General features: G+C 23.4%; 27 protein-coding genes. 11 read left to right on the plus strand and 16 right to left on the minus strand.

Annotated elements, in window-relative coordinates; genetic code table 11:
• Positions 1 to 17: 17 nt before the first annotated feature.
• The 5 genes from lepA to rpmF form a co-directional block, all read right to left on the minus strand.
• Positions 18 to 1,811, minus strand: a complete 1,794-nt coding sequence (gene lepA / locus CKSOR_RS02205; protein ID WP_108673960.1) for a translation elongation factor 4 — start codon at positions 1,809 to 1,811, stop codon at positions 18 to 20.
• Positions 1,812 to 1,886: 75 nt separating this feature from the next.
• Positions 1,887 to 3,386 carry a Do family serine endopeptidase gene (locus tag CKSOR_RS02210; RefSeq protein ID WP_108673961.1) on the minus strand — a complete coding sequence of 500 codons (1,500 nt, stop codon included), beginning with the start codon at positions 3,384 to 3,386 and terminating at the stop codon, positions 1,887 to 1,889.
• A gap of 299 nt (positions 3,387 to 3,685) precedes the next feature.
• On the minus strand, positions 3,686 to 3,874 hold the full coding sequence (locus tag CKSOR_RS02215; RefSeq protein WP_108673962.1) for a hypothetical protein: 189 nt from the start codon (positions 3,872 to 3,874) through the stop codon (positions 3,686 to 3,688).
• A gap of 785 nt (positions 3,875 to 4,659) precedes the next feature.
• Positions 4,660 to 4,893 (minus strand): acyl carrier protein, encoded by a 234-nt coding sequence (gene acpP, locus CKSOR_RS02220; RefSeq protein ID WP_108673963.1) that lies wholly within the window; start codon positions 4,891 to 4,893, stop codon positions 4,660 to 4,662.
• Between the two features lie 1,345 nt (positions 4,894 to 6,238).
• Positions 6,239 to 6,415 carry a 50S ribosomal protein L32 gene (gene rpmF, locus CKSOR_RS02230; RefSeq protein ID WP_108673965.1) on the minus strand — a complete coding sequence of 59 codons (177 nt, stop codon included), beginning with the start codon at positions 6,413 to 6,415 and terminating at the stop codon, positions 6,239 to 6,241.
• A 166-nt stretch (positions 6,416 to 6,581) separates the two neighbouring features.
• Here rpmF and CKSOR_RS02235 point away from each other — a divergent pair, with 166 nt between their 5' ends.
• On the plus strand, positions 6,582 to 7,169 hold the full coding sequence (locus tag CKSOR_RS02235) for a Maf family protein (RefSeq protein WP_108673966.1): 588 nt from the start codon (positions 6,582 to 6,584) through the stop codon (positions 7,167 to 7,169).
• Between the two features lie 5 nt (positions 7,170 to 7,174).
• Positions 7,175 to 7,885: an SAM-dependent methyltransferase gene (locus CKSOR_RS02240; RefSeq protein WP_108673967.1), complete on the plus strand. Its 711-nt coding sequence runs from the start codon at positions 7,175 to 7,177 to the stop codon at positions 7,883 to 7,885.
• 5 nt (positions 7,886 to 7,890) lie between these two features.
• Here CKSOR_RS02240 and CKSOR_RS02245 read toward each other — a convergent pair whose 3' ends face one another.
• Positions 7,891 to 8,814 (minus strand): RluA family pseudouridine synthase, encoded by a 924-nt coding sequence (locus tag CKSOR_RS02245; RefSeq protein ID WP_234411219.1) that lies wholly within the window; start codon positions 8,812 to 8,814, stop codon positions 7,891 to 7,893.
• 449 nt (positions 8,815 to 9,263) lie between these two features.
• Between CKSOR_RS02245 and CKSOR_RS02250 the strand changes: the two genes are divergently transcribed.
• Positions 9,264 to 11,696, plus strand: a complete 2,433-nt coding sequence (locus CKSOR_RS02250) for an Rne/Rng family ribonuclease (RefSeq protein ID WP_108673969.1) — start codon at positions 9,264 to 9,266, stop codon at positions 11,694 to 11,696.
• 56 nt (positions 11,697 to 11,752) lie between these two features.
• On the opposite strand, the gene CKSOR_RS02255 is transcribed toward CKSOR_RS02250, so the two are convergent.
• The 4 genes from CKSOR_RS02255 to pncB all read right to left on the minus strand — a co-directional run bounded on the left by CKSOR_RS02255 (position 11,753) and on the right by pncB (position 15,945).
• Entirely contained in the window at positions 11,753 to 12,610 is an 858-nt protein-coding gene (locus CKSOR_RS02255; protein ID WP_108673970.1) for an acetyl-CoA carboxylase carboxyltransferase subunit beta, read from the minus strand.
• On the minus strand, positions 12,607 to 13,467 hold the full coding sequence (gene trpA, locus CKSOR_RS02260) for a tryptophan synthase subunit alpha (RefSeq protein ID WP_108673971.1): 861 nt from the start codon (positions 13,465 to 13,467) through the stop codon (positions 12,607 to 12,609). The genes CKSOR_RS02255 and trpA overlap by 4 nt, the downstream gene beginning before the upstream one ends.
• Before the next feature lie 14 nt (positions 13,468 to 13,481).
• Positions 13,482 to 14,678 (minus strand): tryptophan synthase subunit beta, encoded by a 1,197-nt coding sequence (gene trpB, locus CKSOR_RS02265; protein ID WP_422666645.1) that lies wholly within the window; start codon positions 14,676 to 14,678, stop codon positions 13,482 to 13,484.
• 100 nt (positions 14,679 to 14,778) lie between these two features.
• Entirely contained in the window at positions 14,779 to 15,945 is a 1,167-nt protein-coding gene (gene pncB / locus CKSOR_RS02270) for a nicotinate phosphoribosyltransferase (protein ID WP_108673973.1), read from the minus strand.
• Positions 15,946 to 16,066: 121 nt separating this feature from the next.
• Between pncB and fdxA the strand changes: the two genes are divergently transcribed.
• From fdxA to CKSOR_RS02300, 6 genes are read left to right on the plus strand one after another with little or no spacing between them, the layout of a single operon-like run.
• Entirely contained in the window at positions 16,067 to 16,393 is a 327-nt protein-coding gene (gene fdxA, locus CKSOR_RS02275; RefSeq protein WP_108673974.1) for a ferredoxin FdxA, read from the plus strand.
• Between the two features lie 18 nt (positions 16,394 to 16,411).
• Entirely contained in the window at positions 16,412 to 17,155 is a 744-nt protein-coding gene (locus CKSOR_RS02280; protein WP_108673975.1) for a ferredoxin--NADP reductase, read from the plus strand.
• Positions 17,152 to 17,679, plus strand: coding sequence for an RnfABCDGE type electron transport complex subunit B (locus tag CKSOR_RS02285; RefSeq protein WP_108673976.1), 528 nt, complete (start codon positions 17,152 to 17,154; stop codon positions 17,677 to 17,679). Before CKSOR_RS02280 ends, CKSOR_RS02285 begins: the two co-directional genes overlap by 4 nt.
• Before the next feature lie 8 nt (positions 17,680 to 17,687).
• On the plus strand, positions 17,688 to 18,308 hold the full coding sequence (gene nth / locus CKSOR_RS02290; protein ID WP_108673977.1) for an endonuclease III: 621 nt from the start codon (positions 17,688 to 17,690) through the stop codon (positions 18,306 to 18,308).
• A gap of 15 nt (positions 18,309 to 18,323) precedes the next feature.
• Positions 18,324 to 18,836: an inner membrane-spanning protein YciB gene (locus CKSOR_RS02295; protein WP_108673978.1), complete on the plus strand. Its 513-nt coding sequence runs from the start codon at positions 18,324 to 18,326 to the stop codon at positions 18,834 to 18,836.
• Between the two features lie 10 nt (positions 18,837 to 18,846).
• The gene (locus tag CKSOR_RS02300) at positions 18,847 to 19,107 is read left to right on the plus strand and encodes a BolA family protein (RefSeq protein ID WP_108673979.1); all 261 of its coding nucleotides are present in this window, start codon (positions 18,847 to 18,849) and stop codon (positions 19,105 to 19,107) included.
• Between the two features lie 9 nt (positions 19,108 to 19,116).
• On the opposite strand, the gene ligA is transcribed toward CKSOR_RS02300, so the two are convergent.
• The 4 genes from ligA to tsaB form a co-directional block, all read right to left on the minus strand.
• Positions 19,117 to 21,162, minus strand: a complete 2,046-nt coding sequence (gene ligA / locus CKSOR_RS02305; protein WP_108673980.1) for an NAD-dependent DNA ligase LigA — start codon at positions 21,160 to 21,162, stop codon at positions 19,117 to 19,119.
• Between the two features lie 67 nt (positions 21,163 to 21,229).
• On the minus strand, positions 21,230 to 21,916 hold the full coding sequence (locus CKSOR_RS02310; RefSeq protein WP_108673981.1) for a uracil-DNA glycosylase: 687 nt from the start codon (positions 21,914 to 21,916) through the stop codon (positions 21,230 to 21,232).
• Between the two features lie 19 nt (positions 21,917 to 21,935).
• Entirely contained in the window at positions 21,936 to 22,406 is a 471-nt protein-coding gene (locus CKSOR_RS02315) for a GNAT family N-acetyltransferase (RefSeq protein WP_108673982.1), read from the minus strand.
• A 7-nt stretch (positions 22,407 to 22,413) separates the two neighbouring features.
• Positions 22,414 to 23,175, minus strand: coding sequence for a tRNA (adenosine(37)-N6)-threonylcarbamoyltransferase complex dimerization subunit type 1 TsaB (tsaB, locus tag CKSOR_RS02320; protein WP_108673983.1), 762 nt, complete (start codon positions 23,173 to 23,175; stop codon positions 22,414 to 22,416).
• A gap of 245 nt (positions 23,176 to 23,420) precedes the next feature.
• Between tsaB and CKSOR_RS02325 the strand changes: the two genes are divergently transcribed.
• Entirely contained in the window at positions 23,421 to 23,969 is a 549-nt protein-coding gene (locus tag CKSOR_RS02325; RefSeq protein WP_108673984.1) for a peroxiredoxin, read from the plus strand.
• 10 nt (positions 23,970 to 23,979) lie between these two features.
• Positions 23,980 to 24,498, plus strand: coding sequence for a carboxymuconolactone decarboxylase family protein (locus CKSOR_RS02330; RefSeq protein WP_108673985.1), 519 nt, complete (start codon positions 23,980 to 23,982; stop codon positions 24,496 to 24,498).
• Positions 24,499 to 24,514: 16 nt separating this feature from the next.
• Here CKSOR_RS02330 and ispF read toward each other — a convergent pair whose 3' ends face one another.
• Together ispF and CKSOR_RS02340 are read right to left on the minus strand one after the other, a co-directional pair.
• Complete coding sequence (ispF, locus tag CKSOR_RS02335) at positions 24,515 to 25,006, minus strand: 2-C-methyl-D-erythritol 2,4-cyclodiphosphate synthase (protein WP_108673986.1); 492 nt, start codon at positions 25,004 to 25,006, stop codon at positions 24,515 to 24,517.
• Complete coding sequence (locus CKSOR_RS02340) at positions 24,996 to 25,685, minus strand: IspD/TarI family cytidylyltransferase (protein WP_108673987.1); 690 nt, start codon at positions 25,683 to 25,685, stop codon at positions 24,996 to 24,998. Before CKSOR_RS02340 ends, ispF begins: the two co-directional genes overlap by 11 nt.
• Positions 25,686 to 25,722: the final 37 nt, after the last annotated feature.

Genomic DNA, 25,722 nt, shown 5'->3' on the forward strand with positions numbered 1-25,722 from the left:
CAATAAAACCAGATAATTTATTTATCTTCAATTTGTAAAATTGCCAAAAAAGCTTCTTGTGGAATATCTACTTTTCCAATTTTTTTCATTCTTTTTTTTCCTTCTTTTTGCTTTTCTAATAATTTTTTCTTACGAGTGATATCTCCCCCATAACATTTAGCTAGTACATTTTTACGTAAAGCTTTAACATTTTCTCTTGCAATAATTTCATGACCTATTGCAGCTTGTATAGCAACGTCATACATTTGTTTTGGTATTAATTCTTGCATTTTATTAACAAAACTTCTAGCCTTATATCTAGCATTAGCCCTATGCAGCATAATTGCTAATGCGTCTACTCGATCATTATTTATAATTAAATCTACTTTTACAATATCTGCTGATTTATATCCTATAAAATAATAATCCATAGAAGCATAACCTTTTGATAAAGATTTTAATTTATCAAAAAAATCTAATATTATCTCACCTAATGGTATTTCATACATTAACTGTACTTGTTTGCCATGATATTCAATATTAATTTGTTGACCTCTTTTATAATTACAAAGGGTCATAACTGCACCTATATATTGTTGAGGCAAAAATAAATTTAATCTAACTATTGGTTCTTTAATTTCTAAAATTAAATTTTGTTCAGGCAAATTAAATGGATTTTGTATTTGAATAATTTCTTTATTTTTTAATGTTACTTCATATATTACAGATGGAGCTGTAGTTATAATACTAATTTTAAACTCTCTTTCTAATCTTTCTTGTATAATCTCCATATGTAGTAACCCAAGAAAACCACATCTAAATCCAAAACCTAAAGCTTGTGATGTTTCTGGCTCAAACATAATTGATGAATCATTTAACTTTAAACGTTCTAATGAATCTCTTAAATGATCATAATCAGATACTTCTACAGGGTAAATACCAGCAAAAACTTGAGGTCTTACTTCTTTAAAACCAGGTAAAGGAATATTGCAAGGTTTATTAAAGTTAGTAATTGTATCACCAACTTTAGCATGTTCTAATGATTTGATACCAGCTACTATAAAACCTACTTCACCTGCTGATAAAATATTTTTATATTCTAATTTAGGAGTAAAAATCCCAACATGTTCACAAAAATAAATAGAATTAGTTGCCATAAATAATAATTTATCTTTTGGTTTTACATTACCATTCATGACTCTGATTAACATAACAATACCTGCATAATTATCAAACCATGAATCTATTATTAATGCTTGTAATGGTGCTACTTGACTGCCAGACGGTGCAGGAATTTTTGATATAATAGCTTCTAATACTTCCTCTACACCTTGACCAGTTTTTGCACTAATCAAAATAGAATTTTTAGCATCTATACCTATTAATTCTTCAATTTCATCTTTTACTAAATCAATATTAGATTGAGGCAAATCAATTTTATTCAAGATAGGTATTACTTCGAGTCCTTGTTCTATAGCTGTATAACAGTTAGCAACTGTTTGTGCTTCTACTCCTTGAGATGCATCCACAACTAATAATGCCCCTTCACAAGCAGCTAATGATCTACTAACTTCATACGAAAAATCAACATGACCAGGAGTATCTATAAGGTTCATTGTATATAAATTACCATCTTTTGATAAATATTTTAATACAGCTGTTTGTGCTTTTATAGTAATACCACGTTCTTTTTCAATGTCCATTGAATCTAAAACTTGTTCAGACATTTCTCTATCAGCTAATCCTCCACAAATTTGTATTATGCGATCAGCCAAAGTAGATTTACCATGATCTATATGAGCTATAATAGAAAAATTACGTATATATTTCATTTTAATAGTAAAAAAAGTAAGCTCATACTTTTAATAAAAATAATTATGAGCTCAATAGTTGTTGATTATAATTGATTATTTATAAGGATTAATTATAATCCATTGTGCATTATCACCACGATACACTAATAAACCTATAGGTTTTTTAATATTATTAATTTTTTCTAATACTGAATTGAAATGGTCAACACTAGTAATATAAGTATTATTTATTACTGTAATAATATCTCCTTTATGTAATCCAGCTTTAAGAGATACTCCACTAACATTTTCAATATATACTCCGCCATTAATTTTCAATTTAGCCTTTAATTCATATGACAACTCTTCTAATTCTAAACCAAGTATAATATTAGATGGTTTATTACTATTAATAGTTTTCTTATGTATTTCTTTTTTCGATACTGTATCTGATTTAATTTCTCCTACTTTTACAATAAAAGAGATTAATTTACCTCGACGCCATATATCTATATTTGCAGAAACTCCTGGATTTGTTTGACCTACTAAACGAGGTAAATCAGATAATTTTTTAATTTCTAAATTATTAAATGTTAAAATTACATCACCTGGTTGTATACCAACTTGATCTGCAGGGCTTCCTCTTTCTACAAAACTTACTAAAGCACCTCCAAATCTAGGTAACTCTATTGCTTCTGCAACCTCTTTACTTATTTCACTAACTTGAACTCCAATCTTACCTCTCACTACTTTACCTGTTTTCCTTATTTGATCTGCAACGCGCATAGCTTCATCGATTGGAATTGATAACGATATACCCATAAAACCACCATTACGTGAAATAATTTGTGAATTGATACCAACAACTTCACCATTTAAATTCAATAATGGACCTCCAGAGTTACCAGGATTAACTGCTACATCAGTCTGTATAAAAGACAAATAATCGCCAGTATCGCGCCCTATAGCACTAACTATTCCTGCAGTAACAGTAAAATCTAAACCAAAAGGAGAACCTATAGCTAAAACCCATTGCCCTTTCTTTAAGATATTTGAATTACCAATTTTTAATGGATTAGATTTTTTTATATTAATTTTTATTAATGCTATATCTGTACGATCATCAGAACCAACTACAGTAGCTTTAAACTCACGTCCATCATATAAAGTTACTAAAATTTCATTTGCATCAACAATAACATGATTATTAGTTAATATATATCCATCGTTTGATATAAAAAATCCAGATCCTAAACCTTTAGGTATAGATTTTTCTTCTTGTTGTGGTTGTATATACTGGTTATCAGGAATTGGAATATTATTAGGAAAATTAGGACCAAAAAACCAACGAAACATTTCATAAGGATCATTATACAATAAATTTGTCTCTTTATTAGTTTTAGTAATAGTACGTATATTTACGACTGATGAATCAACTTTCTCAACAATACTAGTAAAATCTAATGGTATAGCACTATTAATTTCTTTACTTTTAGATTCATTATTTATATTACTAGCTAATACTAAATTATTAGTAATAAAAAAAATAGCTGTAAACAATATAAATAATATTTTATATTTTATAAATCCATAGTAATTATTACAATTATGCATTTAATAATTCCTTAGCATAGTATTTAGTTCATATATTTAATTTTATTAAAAAATAAAATACAACATAATAAAATAATATAATATTTTATAAAAATATTATATTACACTTAATATATATAATTTTTATATTTTAGAAAAAATGATAGTACCATTAGTTCCGCCAAAATCAAAAAAATTAGCATTAACTGACTGTATATTCATTGAGCTAACTGCATTAGAATAATAATCATTACTAAAATTTATATATTTATATTATAGGGAAATATTTTATTAAAAATAGAAAAAGCTAAAAACATTTCTTAAACATATCCCTTTGTACTTAATACATTACCAATCATAGATTTTGTGAAACTTAAAAATAAAACATATGCATAACTACCAAATGCTATTTTTATAAAATAAATTTCATTTTTATAATAAATTTTATTAGATGTATCATGAACAGTTATAAAATTAATTTGATTTATATTAATTTTAGCATTTTTCATAGAATAATCTTATTTATTAGGATAATTAATATGATAAAAATATATCTTAACAATTAATAATATCTTTTTATTTCAATTTTTTAGCATGATGATATTATTCTAATAATAAAATTTATTCATCATCTCCTATAAAAAACAAATTTCATGAACAAGAGGTTGTTAATAAATTTTCGTTATGTATAGACAATTTTCTTATAGCAGAAAAAAAATACCAATACCTAAATGTAATATATTGGATTCAGAACTGCCTGTCATTACATCTAAGTCAAAATATTCGACCAATTGACTAAAATTATAAATATGATACAACTATGTGATATAAGCTTAGACAATAATAAAATAAGTAAAATATCTAATGCTATATTTAATATAAATATGATCTAAATTAATAAACACACTAGTTATAAAAAGGAATTTTTTAATGATTTCTTTTTTAAATTATTTGTATCTTTTTTATTTTGGATAAACAAATGATTTTAGACTAAATAATAACTCCTATTTTATTTGATTGATCATTAATTTTAATAATCTTCTTTTATTAACAAGGATTAAGTAATAGCTCATAATACATAAATATATCCATCTATATTAACTTTTTTTAAGGTAATATATATGAAAATAAATTTCAAATTTTTTACTTTTTTAGCTATTTGCTATTTTATATTAAAAGTATCAAAATGAGACATTTTATTGATTTTTATAACCATTTATTATGAAAGATACGGCATATTTTTTCACATAATAGTGCTACAAACATAAATAATCATCAATATTGTTTATTAAAATTATTTTTTAGATTTTATATAATCAACTGCTTGTTGTACAGTAGTAATTTTTTCTGCATCTTCATCAGATATCTCTATTTCAAATGCATCTTCTAATCCCATAACTAATTCAACCATATCTAACGAATCAGCTCCTAGATCTTCTACAAAAGAAAATTCTTTCTTAATTTCATTTTTATTAATACCTAGCTGTTCAGCAACAATATTATTAATTCGCTGCTCAATACTTTCCATTTATTCCTCCAAATTATTCAATTTTATTAATTATATTAAATATATCAAAATAAAATTATACTTGCTATCAAAATAATAATTAGAAGAATAGATAATTATTATCTATTCTAACAATATTGATATGATATATATCATACTACCATTAATTTATAATGTATTACCTGTAATATAATTAGCATTATTGGTATCTAAAAAATCTACTAATTTATAATGATTTAGTAATTTTTATAGTTAAATTAAATTTCTTGAAAATTATTTGATATAGATTATACTTATTTAGCATTTTAATCATATTTATAATATAAGAGCAATATAATTGTTATATGTCTACTAATCACTTAGCAAATGATTTATATATATCAATTAAAAATTTTATTGAAGCAAAAAGACTTCAATAAAAATTATTATTAAAGAAATATTTATAATTTTTTTAAATCATGTTTTTTGAGATTATTTTAGATAGAAATATTGATGATAAATTTATATTTAAAATATTGTTATATTTTTCACAAGATATATTTAAAAAATAAAATTGGACACAATAGCCAGTGTTATTGAGAATATTTAATATTTTTCTCTATTTCAGATTTAGCTTAATCTATTATTCAACTTACTTTAAATAATTTTAATGCTACAGAATCCAAAAGCTTTAGTTACTAAAGCTTTTTTTACTTTTTAATCGATATATTAATCATTAAGAATTGCTGAAATTTTATTTAGAGATTATGAATCTTTAGATAAAAATATAATATTTTAGTAATTCTATTTAGTTACAATTTCATAATATAAGTAATACATTTTTTTAGCATTATTTATTAAATCGTTTTTATGATGTAGCATTTTTAATAGTATTAATATTATCTTAAAATCATTGATTTTCATATAATAAATATTCAATGTTTTTAACATATTAACAATTTTTTGAAAAGATATAACAATCATAATAACTCAAATTTTATTAGTATGATTATTTGTTATATTAAAACCTAAATTCAATAGTATTGAACTAATTTTTAATAAAAAAATAAAGTTATAAAAAATTGTGAGTTTGATTTTAATAAAAATTTTTTAATAGAAATATATGTTTTACCATAATTATAAAAATAATGATTATTTTGTGAAAAATTTTCAGCAATTTTCATATAAAAATTTTACAAAATAGATATTTTATAAATATTTTTTTATAATACAAATTGTTTTCAATATATAAATTAAATTTATTTAAAATAGTTTTTACAATATAAAAACAATATTAATCGTTAATAACATATATGTCTAAATTAAAAACTATATAATTAATTTAGACATTTTACAATATTAAGTTTAGGCTCATGTTTTATAGTAGTTAAAATTTTTTTTCTATAATTTTACGTCCTTTATATAATCCGTTTGGACTAATATGATGACGCAAATGTAATTCTCCAGTTTTAGAATCTATAGATAATGCTTGAATTTTCAAATTATCATGAGAACGATGCATACCTCTTTTAGATGGTGATTTTTTGTTTTGTTGTACAGCCATTTAAAACTCCTAAATTCAAATAGTAGATAAATACCAATTTTAATAATATATAATCTTACTAAATTATGTATTATTAAAAAATTTAATTACATATATATAAAATATAATATTTTAATTAAAATTATACATTAAGATAATATCTATAACTAATATATTTAATATAATAATGAACAAATCTCAATATAAATTAATTTTAGCTTCTAGTTCCCAATATAGATTTAATTTGTTAAAAAAATTAAATCTTAACTTTGAAGTAATATTACCAAATGTAGATGAATCTGCTTTTTACCACCCATCACCTAAAAAATTATCATTAATATTATCTATTGCTAAAGCTCATTCTGTTCAAAAAAAATTATCAAATGAACAAATTATAATTGGTTCTGACCAAGTTGGAGTTTGTGATGGTAAAATCATAGGTAAATCATATGATTTTGATAAAGCTGTATCACAATTAAAATTTTTATCAAACAAAATATTAAGATTTTACACATCTGTTACTGTCATACGTGGTAAATTGCAAAAATCTGGAACAGTTATGACAAAATGTAAAATAAAAAAATTAACTACTGAAGAAATAGAAAAATACCTAAAAATAGATAATCCTTATGATGTAGCAGGAAGCATAAAAACTGAAAGTTTAGGTATAGTTCTGATTGATAAAATAGAAAGTAATGATCCTACTGCAGTATTAGGCCTTCCAATGATTAAATTAATAAAAATATTAAGTAATTTCAACATTAGGGCTATTTAATTAATATGAAAAGCATTATTCATTTAATTCCAATGAGTATTAGTCATTTACCACCTGAATATTGGATGCCAAAAAAAACTAGAAATTTAATATCAACAATAGAACATTTTATTGTTGAAAAACCTAAAACTGCTAGAGCATTACTTAAATCAATTGGTATAATGAAAAATATACATGATATAAATATATACAATATAAATGACTTTATTGAATATCAAAAAATTAAACAATTTCTAAACAATTTAAAATTTCATAATATTGGGTTAATTTCAGAAGCAGGATGTCCAGCTATAGCTGACCCAGGATCTTTAATCATATCAGTAGCACATTCTATGAATTTTATAATCAAGCCACATGTAGGTCCTTCTTCTATAATACTTGGACTAATGTCTAGTGGTATGAATGGTCAAAATTTTTGTTTTAGAGGATACCCTCCTATAAAATCAGATATTAGAATTAAAACTTTATTAAATTGGGAAAAAGAGTCTAAATTGAATAATCAAACTCAAATTTTTATAGAAACACCATACAGAAACGAATCCATATTTAAAACAATGATTGATATCTTAAAAGAAGATACTAAACTGTGTATAGCCCGCTATATACTTTCAGAAAATGAATATATAAAAACTAAATCTATAAAAGAATGGAAAAATGATTATGAGCAAATAGTTTTAAATAAAATGCCTGTAATTTTTTTATTTATGTCTAATTAGAATATTTATTTGATAAATTTACTATATTCTTCTGGAAGAGGTGCTATTAATTCTATTTTTTTTTCAGAAATTGGATGAGTAAAACAAATTTTATTTGCATGCAAATATAATCTTTTGCTAATTTTATCTGATTCATATTTATTATATTTATCATCTCCTATAATTGGAAAACCTAAATGAGACAAATGTACTCTGATTTGATGAGTACGTCCTGTACATAGTTCAATATCAAGTATGCTATAGTCTTTATAAGACTTTCTTAAATTCACTATTGTATGAGAAAATTTTCCTTCATGATCTACTTTTACTCTTCTTTCTCCTGTTTTGGTAAGCCATTTTGATAATTTCAATTTAATATGTTGTCTTTTATTTACCCAATTACCATTTACAATAGCAACATAATATTTTTTAATATAATTTTCTCTAAATAACTCATGTATTTTTAAAAGAAAACTACGCTTCTTGGCAATCATAACTATTCCAGAAGTATCTCTATCTATGCGATGACATAATTCTAAAAATTTATATTGACAATAAAACGATCGTAATTGTTCTATAAGTCCTATTTTTATACCACTACCTCCATGTACTGCTAATCCAGAAGGTTTATTTATCACTAATAAATATTCATCTTCATAAATAGTATTAGGTAAATTCTTATTTTCTAAAACAACATAATTATTTATTTTAGATAGATTAATTGTACTTTTGATTGGAGGAATTCTTATAATATCATTTGTTTGAATTTTATAAGTATTAGAAATTCTAGATTTATTTACCCTAACTTCACCTGATCTTATAGCTTTATATATTCTTGCTTTAGGTATATTTTTTAATTTATTAAATAAAAAATTATCTATTCTTTGATTTTGATATTCTATATCAACTATTTTATAAGAAACATTACTATCAGATTGAACATTTTTCATATATAGATTCATTATAAAATTTACATGATTTTTTTAAAATTAAAAATTTTTTTAATTATTTAAAATAAATAACACTTATTAGATATCACAATATTATAATATTTAACTTCTACAATGTGTTATTATATAAGTAATAATAACAGAATAACTAAATTAAAATTTTAATATTTGGATGTTAAATGTGTTGACATTCATATACAAAAATAGAATAAATCAACATCATGTTTAATAATAACTAATTAAAATTATAAAATAAATACAAATTAATCAGTATTTATGAATTAGATTTATACATTTTTGTTGTTTGTTCTCAAAATAAATTATTGCTTAAAATTTAATCAATAAAATTGATAAGTAATCCTATAAATTGCATTATTGAAATCAAAGATTAAAGACCATGAATATGGATAATTTTTTGATAGATTAGAGCAATGGAGAATAACATTAATATGAAAAGAATGCTATTTAATGCAACTAATCATGAAGAGATTAGAGTTGCTATTGTAGATGGTCAAAAATTAATAGATTTAGATATAGAAAGCTTTGGTCGTGAACAACGTAAAGGTAATATATACAAAGGTATTATTACTAGAATAGAACCTGGATTGGAAGCTTGTTTTGTAAATTATGGAGAAACACGACATGGTTTCTTACCGTTTAAAGAAATTACTAAAATTTATTTTCAAAAAAATTTAGACATTAAAAATCCGAAAATTCAAGAAGTTCTTATAGAAGGGCAAGATATTATTGTACAAGTCGAAAAAGAGGAAAGAGGTAATAAAGGTGCAGCATTAACAACTTTTATTTCTTTAGCTGGAAGATATTTAGTATTGATGCCAAATAATCCTAGAGGTGGTGGAATTTCTCGTAGATTAGAAGGAGCAGAACGACAAGAAATAAAGGATTTAATAGAAAAACTAAATATACCTCAAGGAATGAGTATAATAGCAAGAACTGCTGGAATTGGAAGAAATCTTGAAGAATTAGAATGGGACCTATCATATTTAATACAGTTATGGAATGCCATAGAAAAAGCTGCTTTAGATAATAAATCACCTGTATTAATATATTTAGAATCTAGTTTAGTTATAAGAGCTATTAGAGATTATTTTTCTCCAGATATAAATGAAATATTAGTAGATAAAGTAGAAATTGCTGAGCAAGCTAAGTCATTTATGAGTTTAGTAATGCCTGATAGTGCGAATAAAATACATATATATAGTGATGATATTCCGCTCTTTTCTAGATTTCAAATTGAACATCAAATAGAAACAGCTTACTCTGATTCTGTACAACTACCATCAGGTGGATCTATAGTAATAGATAAAACAGAAGCACTAGTAGCTATAGATGTAAATTCAGCTAAATCTACTCGTGGATCTGATATAGAAGAAACTGCATTACGTACAAATTTAGAAGCTACTGAAGAAGTAGCAAGACAATTACGATTAAGGGATTTAGGTGGATTAATTGTTATTGATTTTATCGATATGGAAGAAAATAAAAATCAAAGAGCAGTAGAACATAAATTAAAAGATTCTTTAAGCCTTGATCGTGCTAGAGTGCAAATGGGTAAAATTTCTAAATTTGGTTTAATAGAACTTTCTAGACAAAGATTGAAACCATCATTAATTGAAGGATCTCATATTAAATGTCCTAGATGTAATGGAATAGGTATTATTAGAGATGCTGAATCTAGTTCTTTGCAAGTATTAAGGCTAGTACAAGAAGAAGCAATGAAAGATGGTACTGCAATAGTACATGTTTATATACCTTTAGATGTAGCTGCATATTTATTAAATGAAAAACGTGCTGATATATCTGCAATAGAAAACAAATTATCTGTTAATTTATTATTCATTCCAAGTAAACAGCTAGAAACACCACATTATAAAATTGAAAGAATCAAACATGATGATCCATATTTGGATAACATCAAAACTAGTTCTGAATTAATAAATTCAGCTAATAACCTTTTAAAAGATAACAAAAAAAATGATATTAAATATCAACAAGAAGCTTTAGTTAAAAGTATTAATCATTTGAAACAAGCACCTATCAATAAAAGTAAAAGTATATTTATACAGAAAATAAAAAATGTTTTTTCATTTATTACACGCAAAAAATCTGTTAATTGTAATAATACAGGTATTAGTAATATAAATAAAAATAATTCTGATATTAATCATATAGAAAATATTAAACATTCAGCATCAAATATTTCTGAGCATGATAAAAAATCATATAAAAATTATATTAATAATTCAAATATATTAGTGAAAAATAATAATGAAACGAAAAGTAATAAATATAAATATATTCGTAATAATTTAGCATCTAAACAATCTGCAAGTTTAAATAAAGATAAAGATGAAAAATTTGAAAATTTTATAGATGATAAGATAGAAAATATTATACCAAAAAATAATATTAATAATTATGAAGAAAATAGTAAATTAAATAAATCTAATATTATAGAAACAGATAAAAAAATAAAAAAACATAAAAATAAAATTAATAAAAATAAAGTAGATATTGAAAAAAATCTTAATAAAAAAAATTATTTTAATAATAAAAAGAAATCTGTTAATAACGAATCTGAATCTAATTTAATATTAAATAACAATGATATTAATACTGTAAAAGAAAGTATTGAAAATTTTAATCAAGATAGCTTAAAATCTATTGAAAATGAAATAGTTAATACTAAAAAAGACGAAAAAATTAATAAAAATTTAAAAATGATAGAAACAAAAATAACAAGTGATAATGAAAATCTTATTGAAAAACAAACAATTATATTAGGAAGACCTAGAAAACAAAAAAATAAAAATATAAATCAATCTGATAAATTTATTCAAATTGAAACTTTAAATAAATAATAGAAATATTAATGAACATAAAAGATATCGTTTATCTTTCATATTCATTAATTAAATCAGTTATATTTTAATAGAAGAGATAATAAACTAATTAATTTTGATTTGATATCTCTTCTATCTATTATCATATCTATAATTCCTTTTTGTAAAAAAAATTCAGAATTTTGAAATTCATTAGATATTTTTTCTTTTGAAATTTGTGATACTGTTTTACTTCTTTTAAATTCTATTAATGCTTTTGGCTCTGCTATAATTATGTCTCCTAAAAAAGCAAAATTGGCTGTAACTTCACCAATAGTTGGATTAGATAATATACTAATATAAGGTAATTTAGCTTCAGAAAGTTTTGTTAAAATTGCGGCAATTTTCACCATTTGCATTAATGAAATTACACCTTCTTCAATACGAGCACCACTAGATGAAATTATGCATATAAATGGCATAAAATTGGATATAGCATACTCTACACCTAATCTAAATCTTTCGCCTACAGCAGATCCTATAGAACCATATATAAAATTAAAATCAAAACATGCTAGTACGATAGGTATATTTGATATTAAACCACTCATTACTATTAAAGCTTCTGTATTACCTGTTTTTATAATTGATTCTTTTAAAAGATCTGTATATCTATTAGTATCTGTATATCTATTCGTATTAGTAAATTTTAAAATATCTATAGAAGATATATGATTAGCTATTTCTAACCTGTTATTTTTTTCTAAAATTGAATTAATTCTATCTATAACGCTTATTTTCATATGAAATGAGCATTTAGGACATACATATAGATTTAATTTTAGATCCTCTTTATATAAGATAGATGCACATGATATACATTTTATCCATAAATCTTCTGATACTTTTCTATTGCTAATATTTATTGGAAAAATTTTATTTAACCAACTCATAAAGTACTACTTTTTGAGTTAATTTGAGCATGCATTGCTAGTTTAATAGTTTTAATAAAATTTTTTACTGCATCTATAGACATTTTGTTTTTTATATCTAGTGACATTGTTGTAGATATAGAGTTTTGCATTTCTTCTATTATTTTACTACCAATAACTATTGCATCTGCAATTTTACTAATATTGCAAGCAGTTTCTATATCTTTGATACCAAAACCAACACCTACTGGTATATTTACATATTTACGTATGAGATTTAATTTATTATATATTTCATTTATATTAATGTTTCCAGCTCCAGTTACACCTTTTAGAGAAACATAATATACATAACCTTTAGCAATATCAGAAATTAATTTAATACGTTTTTCGTCAGAAGTAGGTGATAATAAAAATATTGGATCAATATTTTTCTCTTTAAGTGCACTTGCAAAAGGCTTTATTTCTTCTAGTGAATAATCAACAATTAATACACCATCTACACCAACATAAGATGCTTGATTAATAAACTCTATTTGTCCTAAACGTTCAATAGAATTGGCATATCCCATTAAAACAATTGGAGTATTATAATCTTTTTCTCTGAAAAGTCTTACATATTCTAATACTTGTGGTAAATGTACATTATTATGAATAGCTCTTTCCATAGCATGCTGAATTGTTTTACCATCAGCCATAGGATCAGAAAAAGGAATCCCTAATTCTATAATATCAGCACCAGATGATACCATAGCATGCATTAAATCTACAGTAATGCTACTAGTTGGATCACCAGCCACTATATATGGAATTAATGCTGCTGATTTATTATGAATTTTTGAAAATGTTGATTTTATACGATCAGGTTTGTTATACATAATATTTACCAATTTTAAAGTTTAATGCCATCATAATCAGCTACCGTATGCATATCTTTGTCCCCTCTACCAGAAAGATTTACTAATATGATATTATCTTTTGGAAGATTAGGTGCAATCTTCACTGAATATGCAATTGCATGTGATGATTCTAGTGCTGGTATAATTCCTTCTATTTTACAACAATCATGAAATGCTTTAATGGCTTCATCATCTTTTATAGATTCATATCTTGCCCTACCAATATCTTTCAACCATGCATGTTCAGGACCTACTCCAGGATAATCCAAACCAGCTGAAATAGAATGAGTTTCAATAATTTGGCCATATTGATCTTGCATTAAATAAGTTCTATTACCATGAAGTACTCCAATAGAACCACCTTCTAAAGAAGCTGCATGTTTTCCTGTATCTATTCCACTTCCAGCTGCTTCTACTCCTATTAATTTTACATTTTTATATTTAATATAAGGATAAAAAATTCCAATAGCATTAGAACCTCCACCTACTGAGGCAACTATGTAATCAGGATGACGATTTATAATTTTAGGCATTTGTTCTAAACATTCATAACCTATAACAGATTGAAAATCACGTACCATTCTTGGATATGGATCAGGTCCTGCTACTGTACCTATTATATAAAAAGTATTTTCTATATTAGTTACCCAATCCCTCATAGCTTCGTTTAATGCATCTTTTAATGTTTTAGAACCTGATTCAACTGGTATAACTTTAGCTCCTAATAATTTCATTCTATAAACATTAGTTTCTTGTCTACGAATATCTTCACTACCCATATAAACACAACATTCCATACCATATCTAGCTGCTACAGTAGCTGTAGCAACTCCATGTTGACCAGCACCAGTCTCTGCAATAATTCTTTTTTTTCCCATTTTTTTTGCTAATAATATTTGTCCTATACAATTATTAACTTTATGTGCTCCTGTATGGTTTAAATCCTCTCTTTTGAACCAAATTTGTGCTCCATTTAAAATTTTAGACCATCTATCAGCATGATATAAAGGACTTGGACGTCCAACAAAATGTTTCAATTCATATTGAAATTCTTCTTGAAATTTAGAATCTAATTTACAAATATCATACATTGTACGCAATTCATTTAATGCATAAATTAATGTTTCAGGTACAAAAACACCACCATATGGACCAAAATGCCCATTTTCATCAGGATAATTATAAGATATCACTATACCTCCTAATAGATATTAAATAATTTAAAAAATTTTTCTTTACAGTAATATGTTATATGAAAATTATTTTCATATAACATATTATATTAAAATATTACATATTGAAGACTTTACGTAAATATTCTAAATAAGCATTATCATCACACATAATCTTTTCTGGATTATCAGATAATTTTGCTACAGGTTGTCCGTTACATTTAGTCATTTTCATTACTATTTGCAATGGTGTTACACCTATATCGTTGGTTAAATTGGTTCCTATACCAAAAGATAATTTACATCTTCCATAAAAATAAATAAATAATTCTATTGCTTTTGAAAAAGTTAATCCATCTGAAAAAACTAAAGTCTTAGTTTTGTTATCTACTTTATTTTTTTGATAATGCTCAATCAACATATCTCCCCATTTAAATGGATCACCTGAATCATGTCTAGCTCCATCAAAAAGTTTACAAAAATACATATCAAAATCTTTTAAAAAAGCATTCATACCATATACATCTGATAATGCTATACCTAAATCACCTCTGTATTCTTTAGCCCACATTTCAAAAGCAAATACTTGAGAATCTCTTAATCTAGGACCTAAAGCTTGACAAGCTTGTAAATATTCATGTCCCATAGTACCAACAGGAATCAAATTATATTTTTTAGATAGTAGTAAATTACTAGTTCCTAACAAATTATTTGGTATAGACGTTTGTAAAGTTTCTATAACCTCTTCATGCCATAATTTTGAAAACCTTCTTCTTGTACCATATTCAGCTATTTTAAAATTATTATGCAAAATTTTATTATTTTTTATTAATTGAATTTTGGATTGTAATCTTTTTCTACCTTCAGATAAATTTATATTATAAAAATTGTTGCGAAAATATACTTCATTTACTATAGCTAAAATTGGAATTTCAAATAAAATAGTATGCAACCAAGGACCTTTAACGATTATATTGATTTCTCCTGATAAATTTGATTTTATTGTTACACATCTTTCTGGTAAATAGAATAACCGTAGAAAATCTATGAAATCACTTTTAATAAATCTTAATTTACTTAAATAAAATAATTCTTCTTCAGTAAATTTTAATTTGCAAAGATTATGTATTTCTTCTTTTATTTCATTAATATAAGGAACAAGATTTATATTTTTAGTTCTACACTTGAAATTATATTCAACATGTGCAGCAGGAAAATGATGCAATACAACTTGCATCATAGTAAATTTATATAAATCTGTATCTAATAATGAATTTATTATCATGATTTTATTATAATTAGTGTAAAGTTATGTATAAATATAATGTCTAATATAAATTATACTAACAATATAATAATAATAAACATAATAATTATTATATTTTAATAAATGGAGCATATTAAAAATGACACATGTAGTAACAGACAATTGTATTAATTGTAAATACACAGATTGTATTGATGTTTGCCCAGTAGATTGTTTTCGTGAAGGACCAAATTTTTTAGTTATTGATCCTGAAGAATGCATAGATTGTGCAGTATGCGTTACTGAATGTCCAGCAAATGCAATATTTCATGAAGAAGATTTACCTAAAAATATGATTAATTTTATAGAAATTAATAAACAATTATCTAAAAAGTTTAAAAATATTACTAGATCTAAAAATCCTTTACCTGATGCTGATAAATGGAATGGGGTAGAAGATAAAATTAAATATTTAAAGCAAAAATAATTTTAAATAAGAAATATTATGGAATTTTCTATAGAAAAAGTACAAAAAATATATACATGGATACCTAATAAATTATATTCTATTTTTATAACCAACAATAACTTTCATAAATTTACACCTGGACAATTTACTAGATTAGGTTTGTCAATTGAAAATAATAATATATTTAGAGCATATTCCATAGTAAGTTCTCCAAAAGAAAAATATTTAGAATTTTATTATAATGTAATTAATAATGGTTATTTAACTCCATTTTTAGCTAAATTGATGCCAAACGATGAAATTTTTATTGATAAAAAATCATATGGTATTTTATCAATAGATAATATTATGCCAAATAGAAATCTACTACTTATAGCTTCTGGTACTGGTTTATCTCCATATATTTCAATATTAAGAAATAATAAAATATGGTCAAATTTTAAAAAAATTATTATTATACATACAGTAAAGTATGAAAATGAATTAGGATATAAACAAGAAATATTATCTTATGTAAATAAAAAATTAGTTATATATAAACCTATAGTGACTCAAGAAAAAAATACATTTATAATGAAAAAAAGATTAACAGTATTATTTGATACAGGTGAAATAAATAAATTTTTAGACGAACAAATTACTCCTGAAAATACTAGTATGATGATTTGTGGTAATCCATCTTTAGTAAATGATATGAGATTAATTCTTAAAAATTTAAATTTTCAAACAAGTAGATTAAATAAAATAGGTCATGTAATTTTTGAAAAATATTGGCAATGATAAACCCTTTAATTAAAGCAATAGACGAAATATTACCTCAAACACAATGTACTAAATGTGGTTACGATAATTGCTTATCTTATGCAAATGCAATAGTTAATGATAAAGAATCTATAAATAGATGTCCTCCAGGTGGTGATCATACTATAAAAAAAATATCTAAAATACTTAATAAAGAATTTATTGCATTAGATTCAAGTAGAGGTAGTCCTGAAATTTTTAATGTTGCATCTATTGATGAAGAAAAATGTATAGGATGTACAATATGTATTGCTGAATGTCCTACAGATGCAATTTTAGGAGCAAATAAAAGAATGCATATAATAATAACAGATTATTGTACAGGATGTGGATTATGTGTAGATAAATGTCCAGTTAGTTGTATTAATTTAGAAAACATAAACAGAAAATGGACTAAAAAACATGCTGATTTATCTAGATCTAGGTACAATAATAAACTAATACGTATGAAAAAAAATTTTCAACAACAAAGTTTAATGAAAAATAAATTATTAAAAGATTAATTAATAATATGAATAAAAATATATACAATATATTTTATATATTAAATCATATATTTAATAATACAAAAATAAGATTAAATTATACTAATCAATTTCAATTGTTAATCGCCGTTATTTTGTCAGCTAAAACTAATGACGAAATAGTTAATCAAGCTACTTCTAAATTTTTTAATTATCATAAAAGTCCAGAATCCATAATCAATTTGGGAGAAGAAAAACTCAAAATATATATAAAAAATGTTGGTTTATATAATATAAAATCTAAAAATATTATAAAATTATGTCAAATATTGATTACTAATTTTAATAGTAATATACCAAATAATTTTAATGATTTAATAAAATTACCAGGTGTTGGCAGAAAAACTGCAAATTTAATATTAAATGAAGTTTTTGGGTATAGTACTATTGCAGTAGATTCTCATGTATTTAGGGTATCTAGGAGAATAGGAATAAGTGATTCAGATAAATTAATTGAAGTCGAAAAAGATTTAATTAATAATGTACCTAAGCAATTTCTAAAAAATGCTCATAATGTTTTGTTAAATTTTGGAAGAAATATATGCAAAGCAAAAACGCCACAATGTATATCATGCCCTATAAAAAAATTTTGTAAACATAAATTATAATTTATATTTAATATTATGCCATTAAAAATTTTAAATTATTTGTTACCTTTAACTACAATTTTAGTATCTTATCAATACTATCAAGATATTTATATTACTACTCAATTAATTTTGTTAGTTACATTATGTCAAATGTTATTTATATTAGTTAGTAAAAAATCCTTTGATATATTAAATATTATCAGCTTTGCGGTCATACTTATATTTGGAATTTTAACACTATATACAAAAAATCATATATATATAAAATTAAAACCAACTTTTATATATATTTTATTAAGTTTATATTTATATATTAATTATATTTATAAAAATAATATTTTTATAAATATAATTGATATTCATATAGTAAATAAACTTTATATAAGTTGGATAGGTTTTTTTATATTATTATCTATAATTAATATATTTATAGCATTTTCTGGTTATTTTAGTGAATCTCAATGGATATTTTTTAAAACTTGTGGAATTATATTAATAACTTTAATTTTTACAATGTTACAATATTATTTTTTAATAAAAAATTAATGATTCTAATATGAAAGATATAAATAATACTATTCAGCAAATAAAAAAAAGACTTGAGCAATTATCACCATCATATCTTGAAATAATAGATGAATCATCTAAACATAAGAATCATTTAAATAATAGTAATATTGCTGGTCATTTTTGCATTAAAATAACTTCAAAATTATTTGATGATAAAAATATTATAGATCAACATAAAATTGTATATAATGCACTAATTGATTTATTCCCTAAATATATACATGCTCTTTCTATTAAAATTATTTAAATTATATATCTAAATCATTTTTAAAAAATCTTTGTAATAAATTTTTTTAATGCCTAATTGGTCAGCTTTATAAAATTTTTCACCATAATTATTACCATATATTAAATAAGATGTATTTTTTGATATTGAATTATTAACTCGGCCACCTAAATTATTTACAATATTTTCTACTTCTACTCGAGATAAATTTTCAATTTTTCCTGTCAAGACTATAATTTTATCTTTAAAGATTGAATTTTTTAAAATTTTATTAGAAATTTTAGAAATAACTACTCCATTTTTTTCTAATTCTTTAACAATTTTAATATTTTCAGGTATAGAAAAAAATGTAAGAATAGATTCTTTAGCAACTTTTCCTATACAATTTACTGAGAGTAATTCCTCTTCTTTTGCAGAAATAATATCATCTAAATTATTAAATTTTTTGGATAATTCTTTAGAAATATGTTCACCTATGTGTTCAATTCCTAAAGCAAATAATAATTTATTTAAACTAGTATTTTTAGATTTTTTTATAGATAATAAGATTTTTTCTGCTAATTTATTAGATACTCTATCCAATTGTATTAAATTTTCTAATGAAAGATTAAAGATATCTGTAATAGATTTCACAATATTTTTATTTACAAGTTGACTTATGATTTTTTCACCTAACCCAACTATATTCAGTGCATTACGACTAGAAGCATGTAATAATTGTTGTACTAACTGTGCTTTACAAAATAATTTACCAGTACAACGATATACATTTTCGCCTGTAAATTTAACAATTTTAGATTTACATATAGGACAAAAATTTAACATATGAAAATCTTCTACTTTATTTCTTAAATTTAAAACTGGACCTACAACTTCAGGTATAACATCTCCAGCACGTCTAACAATAACAAAATCTCCTATTTTAATATCTTTACGAATAATTTCATTTTCATTATGTAGTGTTGCACTAGATATATTTACACCTCCAACAAAAATTGGTTCTAATTTAGCAACAGGTGTTACTATTCCAGTTCTACTAATCTGAAATTCAATTTTCCATAATTTAGTTATTGCTTCTTCTGCTAAAAATTTATGAGCTATTGAAAATTTTGGTGCACGAGAAGAAAAACCTATTTTATTTTGTAATTCTAAAGAATTAATTTTATATACTACTCCATCAATTGCATATGGTAAATTCCTTCTTAAATCATAAGCTTTTTTATGAAAATTAATTAATTCATCAATAGTATTTGCATAGCTACTGTATTTAACATTTACAGGTATACCAAACGAAGATAACCAATTTAATAAATTACATTGATCATCTACTGAAGATACATAAAATTTATCATTATTTTCAATTAAACCACATCCATAAGCAAAAAATTTTAATGATCTTTGATAAGTAATATTTGGATCAAAATTCCTTATAGTACCAGCAGTAGCATTACGAGTATTTACGAATGGCTTATTACCAATACTAATTTGATATTGATTGAGTTTATGAAAGTCATTATATTCCATAATGACTTCTCCTCTAACTTCTAATATTTTAGGAGGCGTTCCAGATAATTTTAATGGTATAGATTTGATTGTTCTTATATTAGATGTAACATCTTCTCCAATTAAACCATTACCTCTTGTAGAAGCATATTCCAAAATACCATTAATATATCTAATATTAATAGCTAATCCATCTAATTTTAATTCACAAAAATATTTATTTATATTAGAATCAAACTTGTATTGATCAATATATTTCATCATACGTTGATCAAATGATTCTACTTCTTTTATATTAAAAGCATTATTCAATGAAAGCATTGGAATAGAATGTTTAATATTTTTAAAGTATGAAACTGGAGATCCTCCTACTCTTTGTGTTGGAGAATATGAATTTACTGAATCAGGATATTTACTTTCTAATGCTATTAGTTCTTTCATTAAAGCATCATATGCATGATCATCAATAACAGGATTGTCATAAACATAATATAATATATTATGTTTATTAATTTCATTTCTTAGAAATTCTATTCTTTTATAATCATCTATTTTTTTATTACTTGAGCTCATATTATGAATACTTTGTATAAAATGTTAGTTTATTTTTGATTAATTTTCATTGAATTTATAATATTCATTATATTTTATTTAATAAAATTAAATCTAATAATGCTAATTTTTTTTCTTCTGGATATCTAAGCAAATAAGAAGGATGAAAGGTAACTACTATTGGTATTTTATATGATTTAGAAATTTCATAATTATAAATTTTTCCCCTTATATTTGAAATTTTTTCATATTTTTTTATAATATTATTAGCAGCAATTTTTCCTAAAATTAAAATTTTTTTAGGCTGAATTATTTTTATTTGCTCATGAAGATAATTAATACAAGATTGTATTTCATCTTCTTTAGGATTTCTATTGTTTTGTGGTCTACATTTTATTATATTAGTAATAAAAATATTTTTATCTCTACTTAGATTTATAGTCTTCAACATATTATCTAATAATTTACCAGATTTACCTACAAAAGGTAAGCCCATAAGATCTTCATTTTCTCCTGGAGCTTCTCCTATAATAAAAACTTCTGGTTTATATATTAAACCTATACCAAAAACAGTATTTTTACGAAATCTATTTAATTGACATTTATTACAATGATTAACAGTTTCTTGTAGTATTTTTAGTTTATTACTATTTTCTTTTAAATATTGCTGACTACATTTTGCAGATTTATTAATATTTTTAGTTTTTAAAAAATATTCTGAAATACCTAATTCTTTTAACCATAATTTTTGTAAATCATTTAGTATGTATTTCATATTAATACCTAAATAATTTTTAATAAATTAGTTTTTTCATAACTAATGCATCTTCCATATAATTAATATTTTTCAATTTACATTTATAATAATTAAATCTAGTACCTATATGAAAAAAATTGTGAAATTTATAAAATTTAATAGCATCTAAATTAGATTTACAAACTTCTATTATTAAAATGTTATTACCTAATAATAAAGATTGAGTTTCACATAATTTTAGTATTTTAGTTGCTAACCCTTGTCTTCTAAAATTATTATTTATACCTAGATTTAATATATCAGTTACATCAGGTGCAAACATAGCAATTATAAATCCTATTATTATATCATTATATTTTATAACCTTAGAATAGTAAGAAGATAGTAAAGCATCTATAAAGTTTTGTTTACTCCAAGGAAATTTTTGTATTTTATTTTCTAAAATTAATACATCATTAATATCATTTTGTACCATTGAAGATATTATAAATTTCGATTTTCTTTTCATTATTTTTTTATATTTGATTTAATTTTAAATCATTACGTTCTTTTATAGTAAATGCTATTTTATTACGTATATATATAGGTAAATTAGAATTAATAGGTAATTTATCACTCTGAAAAAATACTTTTTTAGATAATCTTGCTAAATATTTAGCTTTAGGAATATATATATTAATATACTGTGCATTTGTAAATAATGACGACAGATCTTTATGTTTACTAAAAGCGTTACCAATAATAATTTTATTGAAATTTATGAAATCATTATTTTTATCAAAATTTTGAATAAAATCATTAATTTTTTTTATAGAAATTAATATTATTTCTTGTAATTGTTTAAAAAATATATTTTGCTTGTAATTTTTATAAGCACTATAGATAGAAAAATAAATTTCATCATTACCAGCTTCTGAGGCGATAAAAATTATCGATTCTTTTTCAATATGAATTTCCTCTAACATAATTTCATGTGAAGAAAAAGAAAGAATTGGAATATCTAGAGCTAATGATATACCATTAGTTATCCCACAAGCTATACGGGTACCTATAAAACTTCCTGGTCCATTTCCAAAAGATAATAATGTCAATTCTTTTATATTAATATTAGCATCATTTAATAATTTAGATGCCATTGGAATAATGTTTTCTGCATGTTTATATATTAAATTATCATTGCACATATTAAATTCTTGATAAATATGTGAATTACCTTTTATTAAGGCAACACTAGTAAACATAGATGATGATTCAAAAGCTAACAAATTAAATTTCATATTAAAAATTGTTATTTTATAATTTAAGAGATGATAATATAATAAATATTATTGTGATATTTATTATATTAATAAAAACAGTTATAAGTATAACAATTTTTATTGATTTTATATAAAAGATACATATGTAGAAACTACAGTATTAAAAGTTATAGTTATTATTAGGTATTTTTAATAATAACTATATATAATTTAACTATATATAATTAATAGAATATTATGTAAATTTTAAAAGGAGTTTTATTATGAAAACAGTTGGTGATAAACTTGAGTTTTTCAAAGTAATTGGTGTTAAACCTGGATTTCTTCAATATGAAGAAAATGGAGTCTCTGCTTTTGAAGAAATTACAGATAGTTCATTCCCAGATAAATGGAAAATTATTTATTTTTATCCTAAAGATTTTACATTTGTTTGCCCAACAGAAATAATAGGATTTGATAAACTTGTTAATAATTTTCATGATCGTGATGCAATTTTAATGGGTGGTTCCATAGATAATGAATTTGTAAAATTAGCATGGAGAAGAGAAAACAAAGATTTAAGTAACATCTCTCACTATCAATTTAGTGATATAACAGGTAATTTAATAGATCAATTGGGAATAAGAGAAAAAAGTGCTGGAGTAGCTTTAAGAGCAACTTTCATTATAGATCCCAATAATGTTATACAACATGTCTCAGTAAATACTTTAAGTGTTGGTAGAAATCCAGAAGAAATTTTACGTATATTAGATGGATTACAAACTGAAGAATTATGTGCTTGCAATCGTCAAATAGGTGACAATACTTTATAAGAATATAATAATGAACTTATTAGAAAAGATAAAATTTCAATTTCCTAATATTGATAAAGATTTATATCTTAATTTAGATTCTATAGTTTTTAGATCATCTTTACCAAGAAATGATGTGATGGGTATATCTCTATCTGCTGCTTGTACTATAGGAAATAAAATATTAATTAAAATTTTTCAAGATGAGCTAAATGAACTAGATGCAAAAGCTGCTATCAATGCTGCATTGATTATGGGAATGACTAATACATGGTACGAATATGTACATATGGTAGATACTAATAATACAGAACAGTGGCAACCAAATTTTAGAATGAGTTCTTATACATCAAACAGTAATATTGAAAAATATAGATTTGAACAATTTGTTCTTGCAGCTTCAATAATAGGTAAGTGTAGATTTTGTACTATATCTCATTATAATAATTTAATAAAATCTAATGATGTAGATAAAGAAAATCTTAAAAATATTGGTAGAATTGTTGCTGTAATAAGATCATTATCTATATATGTAAATACATTGCAATAATTTTTTATTATTAAAATTAGGAATTGCTGTAAGAAATCAATGAAATTGCGCTTGCAGCGATTCCTTTACTTTTACCAATATAACCTAGATTTTCATTTGTTTTAGATTTTATATTAATATTATTGTAAGAAAGATTCAAATCTTTTGAAATATTTTCAATCATAAAAGGTATATGAGGTTTCATCATAGGTGCTTGAGCATGTATTGTTGCATCTATATTAATAATTTTTAATCCTTTATTTTTTAATTGATCACATATATTTTTAAGTATTTTTCTACTATTTATATTTTTATATTCTAAATCAGAATCAGGAAATAATTGTCCTATATCTCCCATAGAAGCTGCACCTAATAAAGAATCACTAATTGCATGTAACAATACATCTGCATCAGAATGTCCTAATAAACCTTTATGATATGGTATATCAACTCCACCTATTATTAAATTTCTTCCTTTAACTAATTTATGTACATCAAATCCTTGACCAATTCTTATATTAAAATCCATATAATTTCTCCATTAATGCAAAATCTTCAGGCCATGTAATTTTAAAATTACTTATACTACCTTTTATTATTAAAGGATTATGTCCTATGTATTCTATAGCTGACGCCTCATCAGTAATATCAGGTAAGTTATTTTGTATAGCTATAGATAGTGCTTTTTTTAATAAGCCAAATCTAAACATTTGAGGTGTTTGTATTAACCATAGATCATCACGATTAATAGTATGATGTACTCTAATGCTACCTTTTTTAATAGTATCTATAACTGGAATAGCTAATATTCCACCTACTTTATCATATAAACATTGATCTATAAATTTAGTTAAACAATTAATAGAAAATCCTGGACGAACAGCATCATGTATTATAATCCAGTCATTTTTATTTAAATTTATTAAATTTATTGCATTATATACAGTATCTATTCGACGTTTACCACCACATTTGATAATATTAACTTTATTTAAGTTATCTAGTATTTGTTCTGCAAAACAATCATCCTGTTTAATAATTACATTAACATGTGATATTCTAGAATCTAATAAAAGTTTCGTAACTGTATGACGTAAAATTGGAATGCCTGCAATTTTTTTATATTGTTTAGGTATATCATTTTGTTCATTTGAAGCCCTATGGCCTATACCAGAAGCAGGAACTATTGCAACTATAGAATTATTCATATAATTTTTATTTAAAAAACCTTATAATAAACATATC

This window comes from Candidatus Kinetoplastibacterium sorsogonicusi (assembly GCF_003072465.1).
GTDB lineage: Bacteria > Pseudomonadota > Gammaproteobacteria > Burkholderiales > Burkholderiaceae_B > Kinetoplastidibacterium > Kinetoplastidibacterium kentomonadis.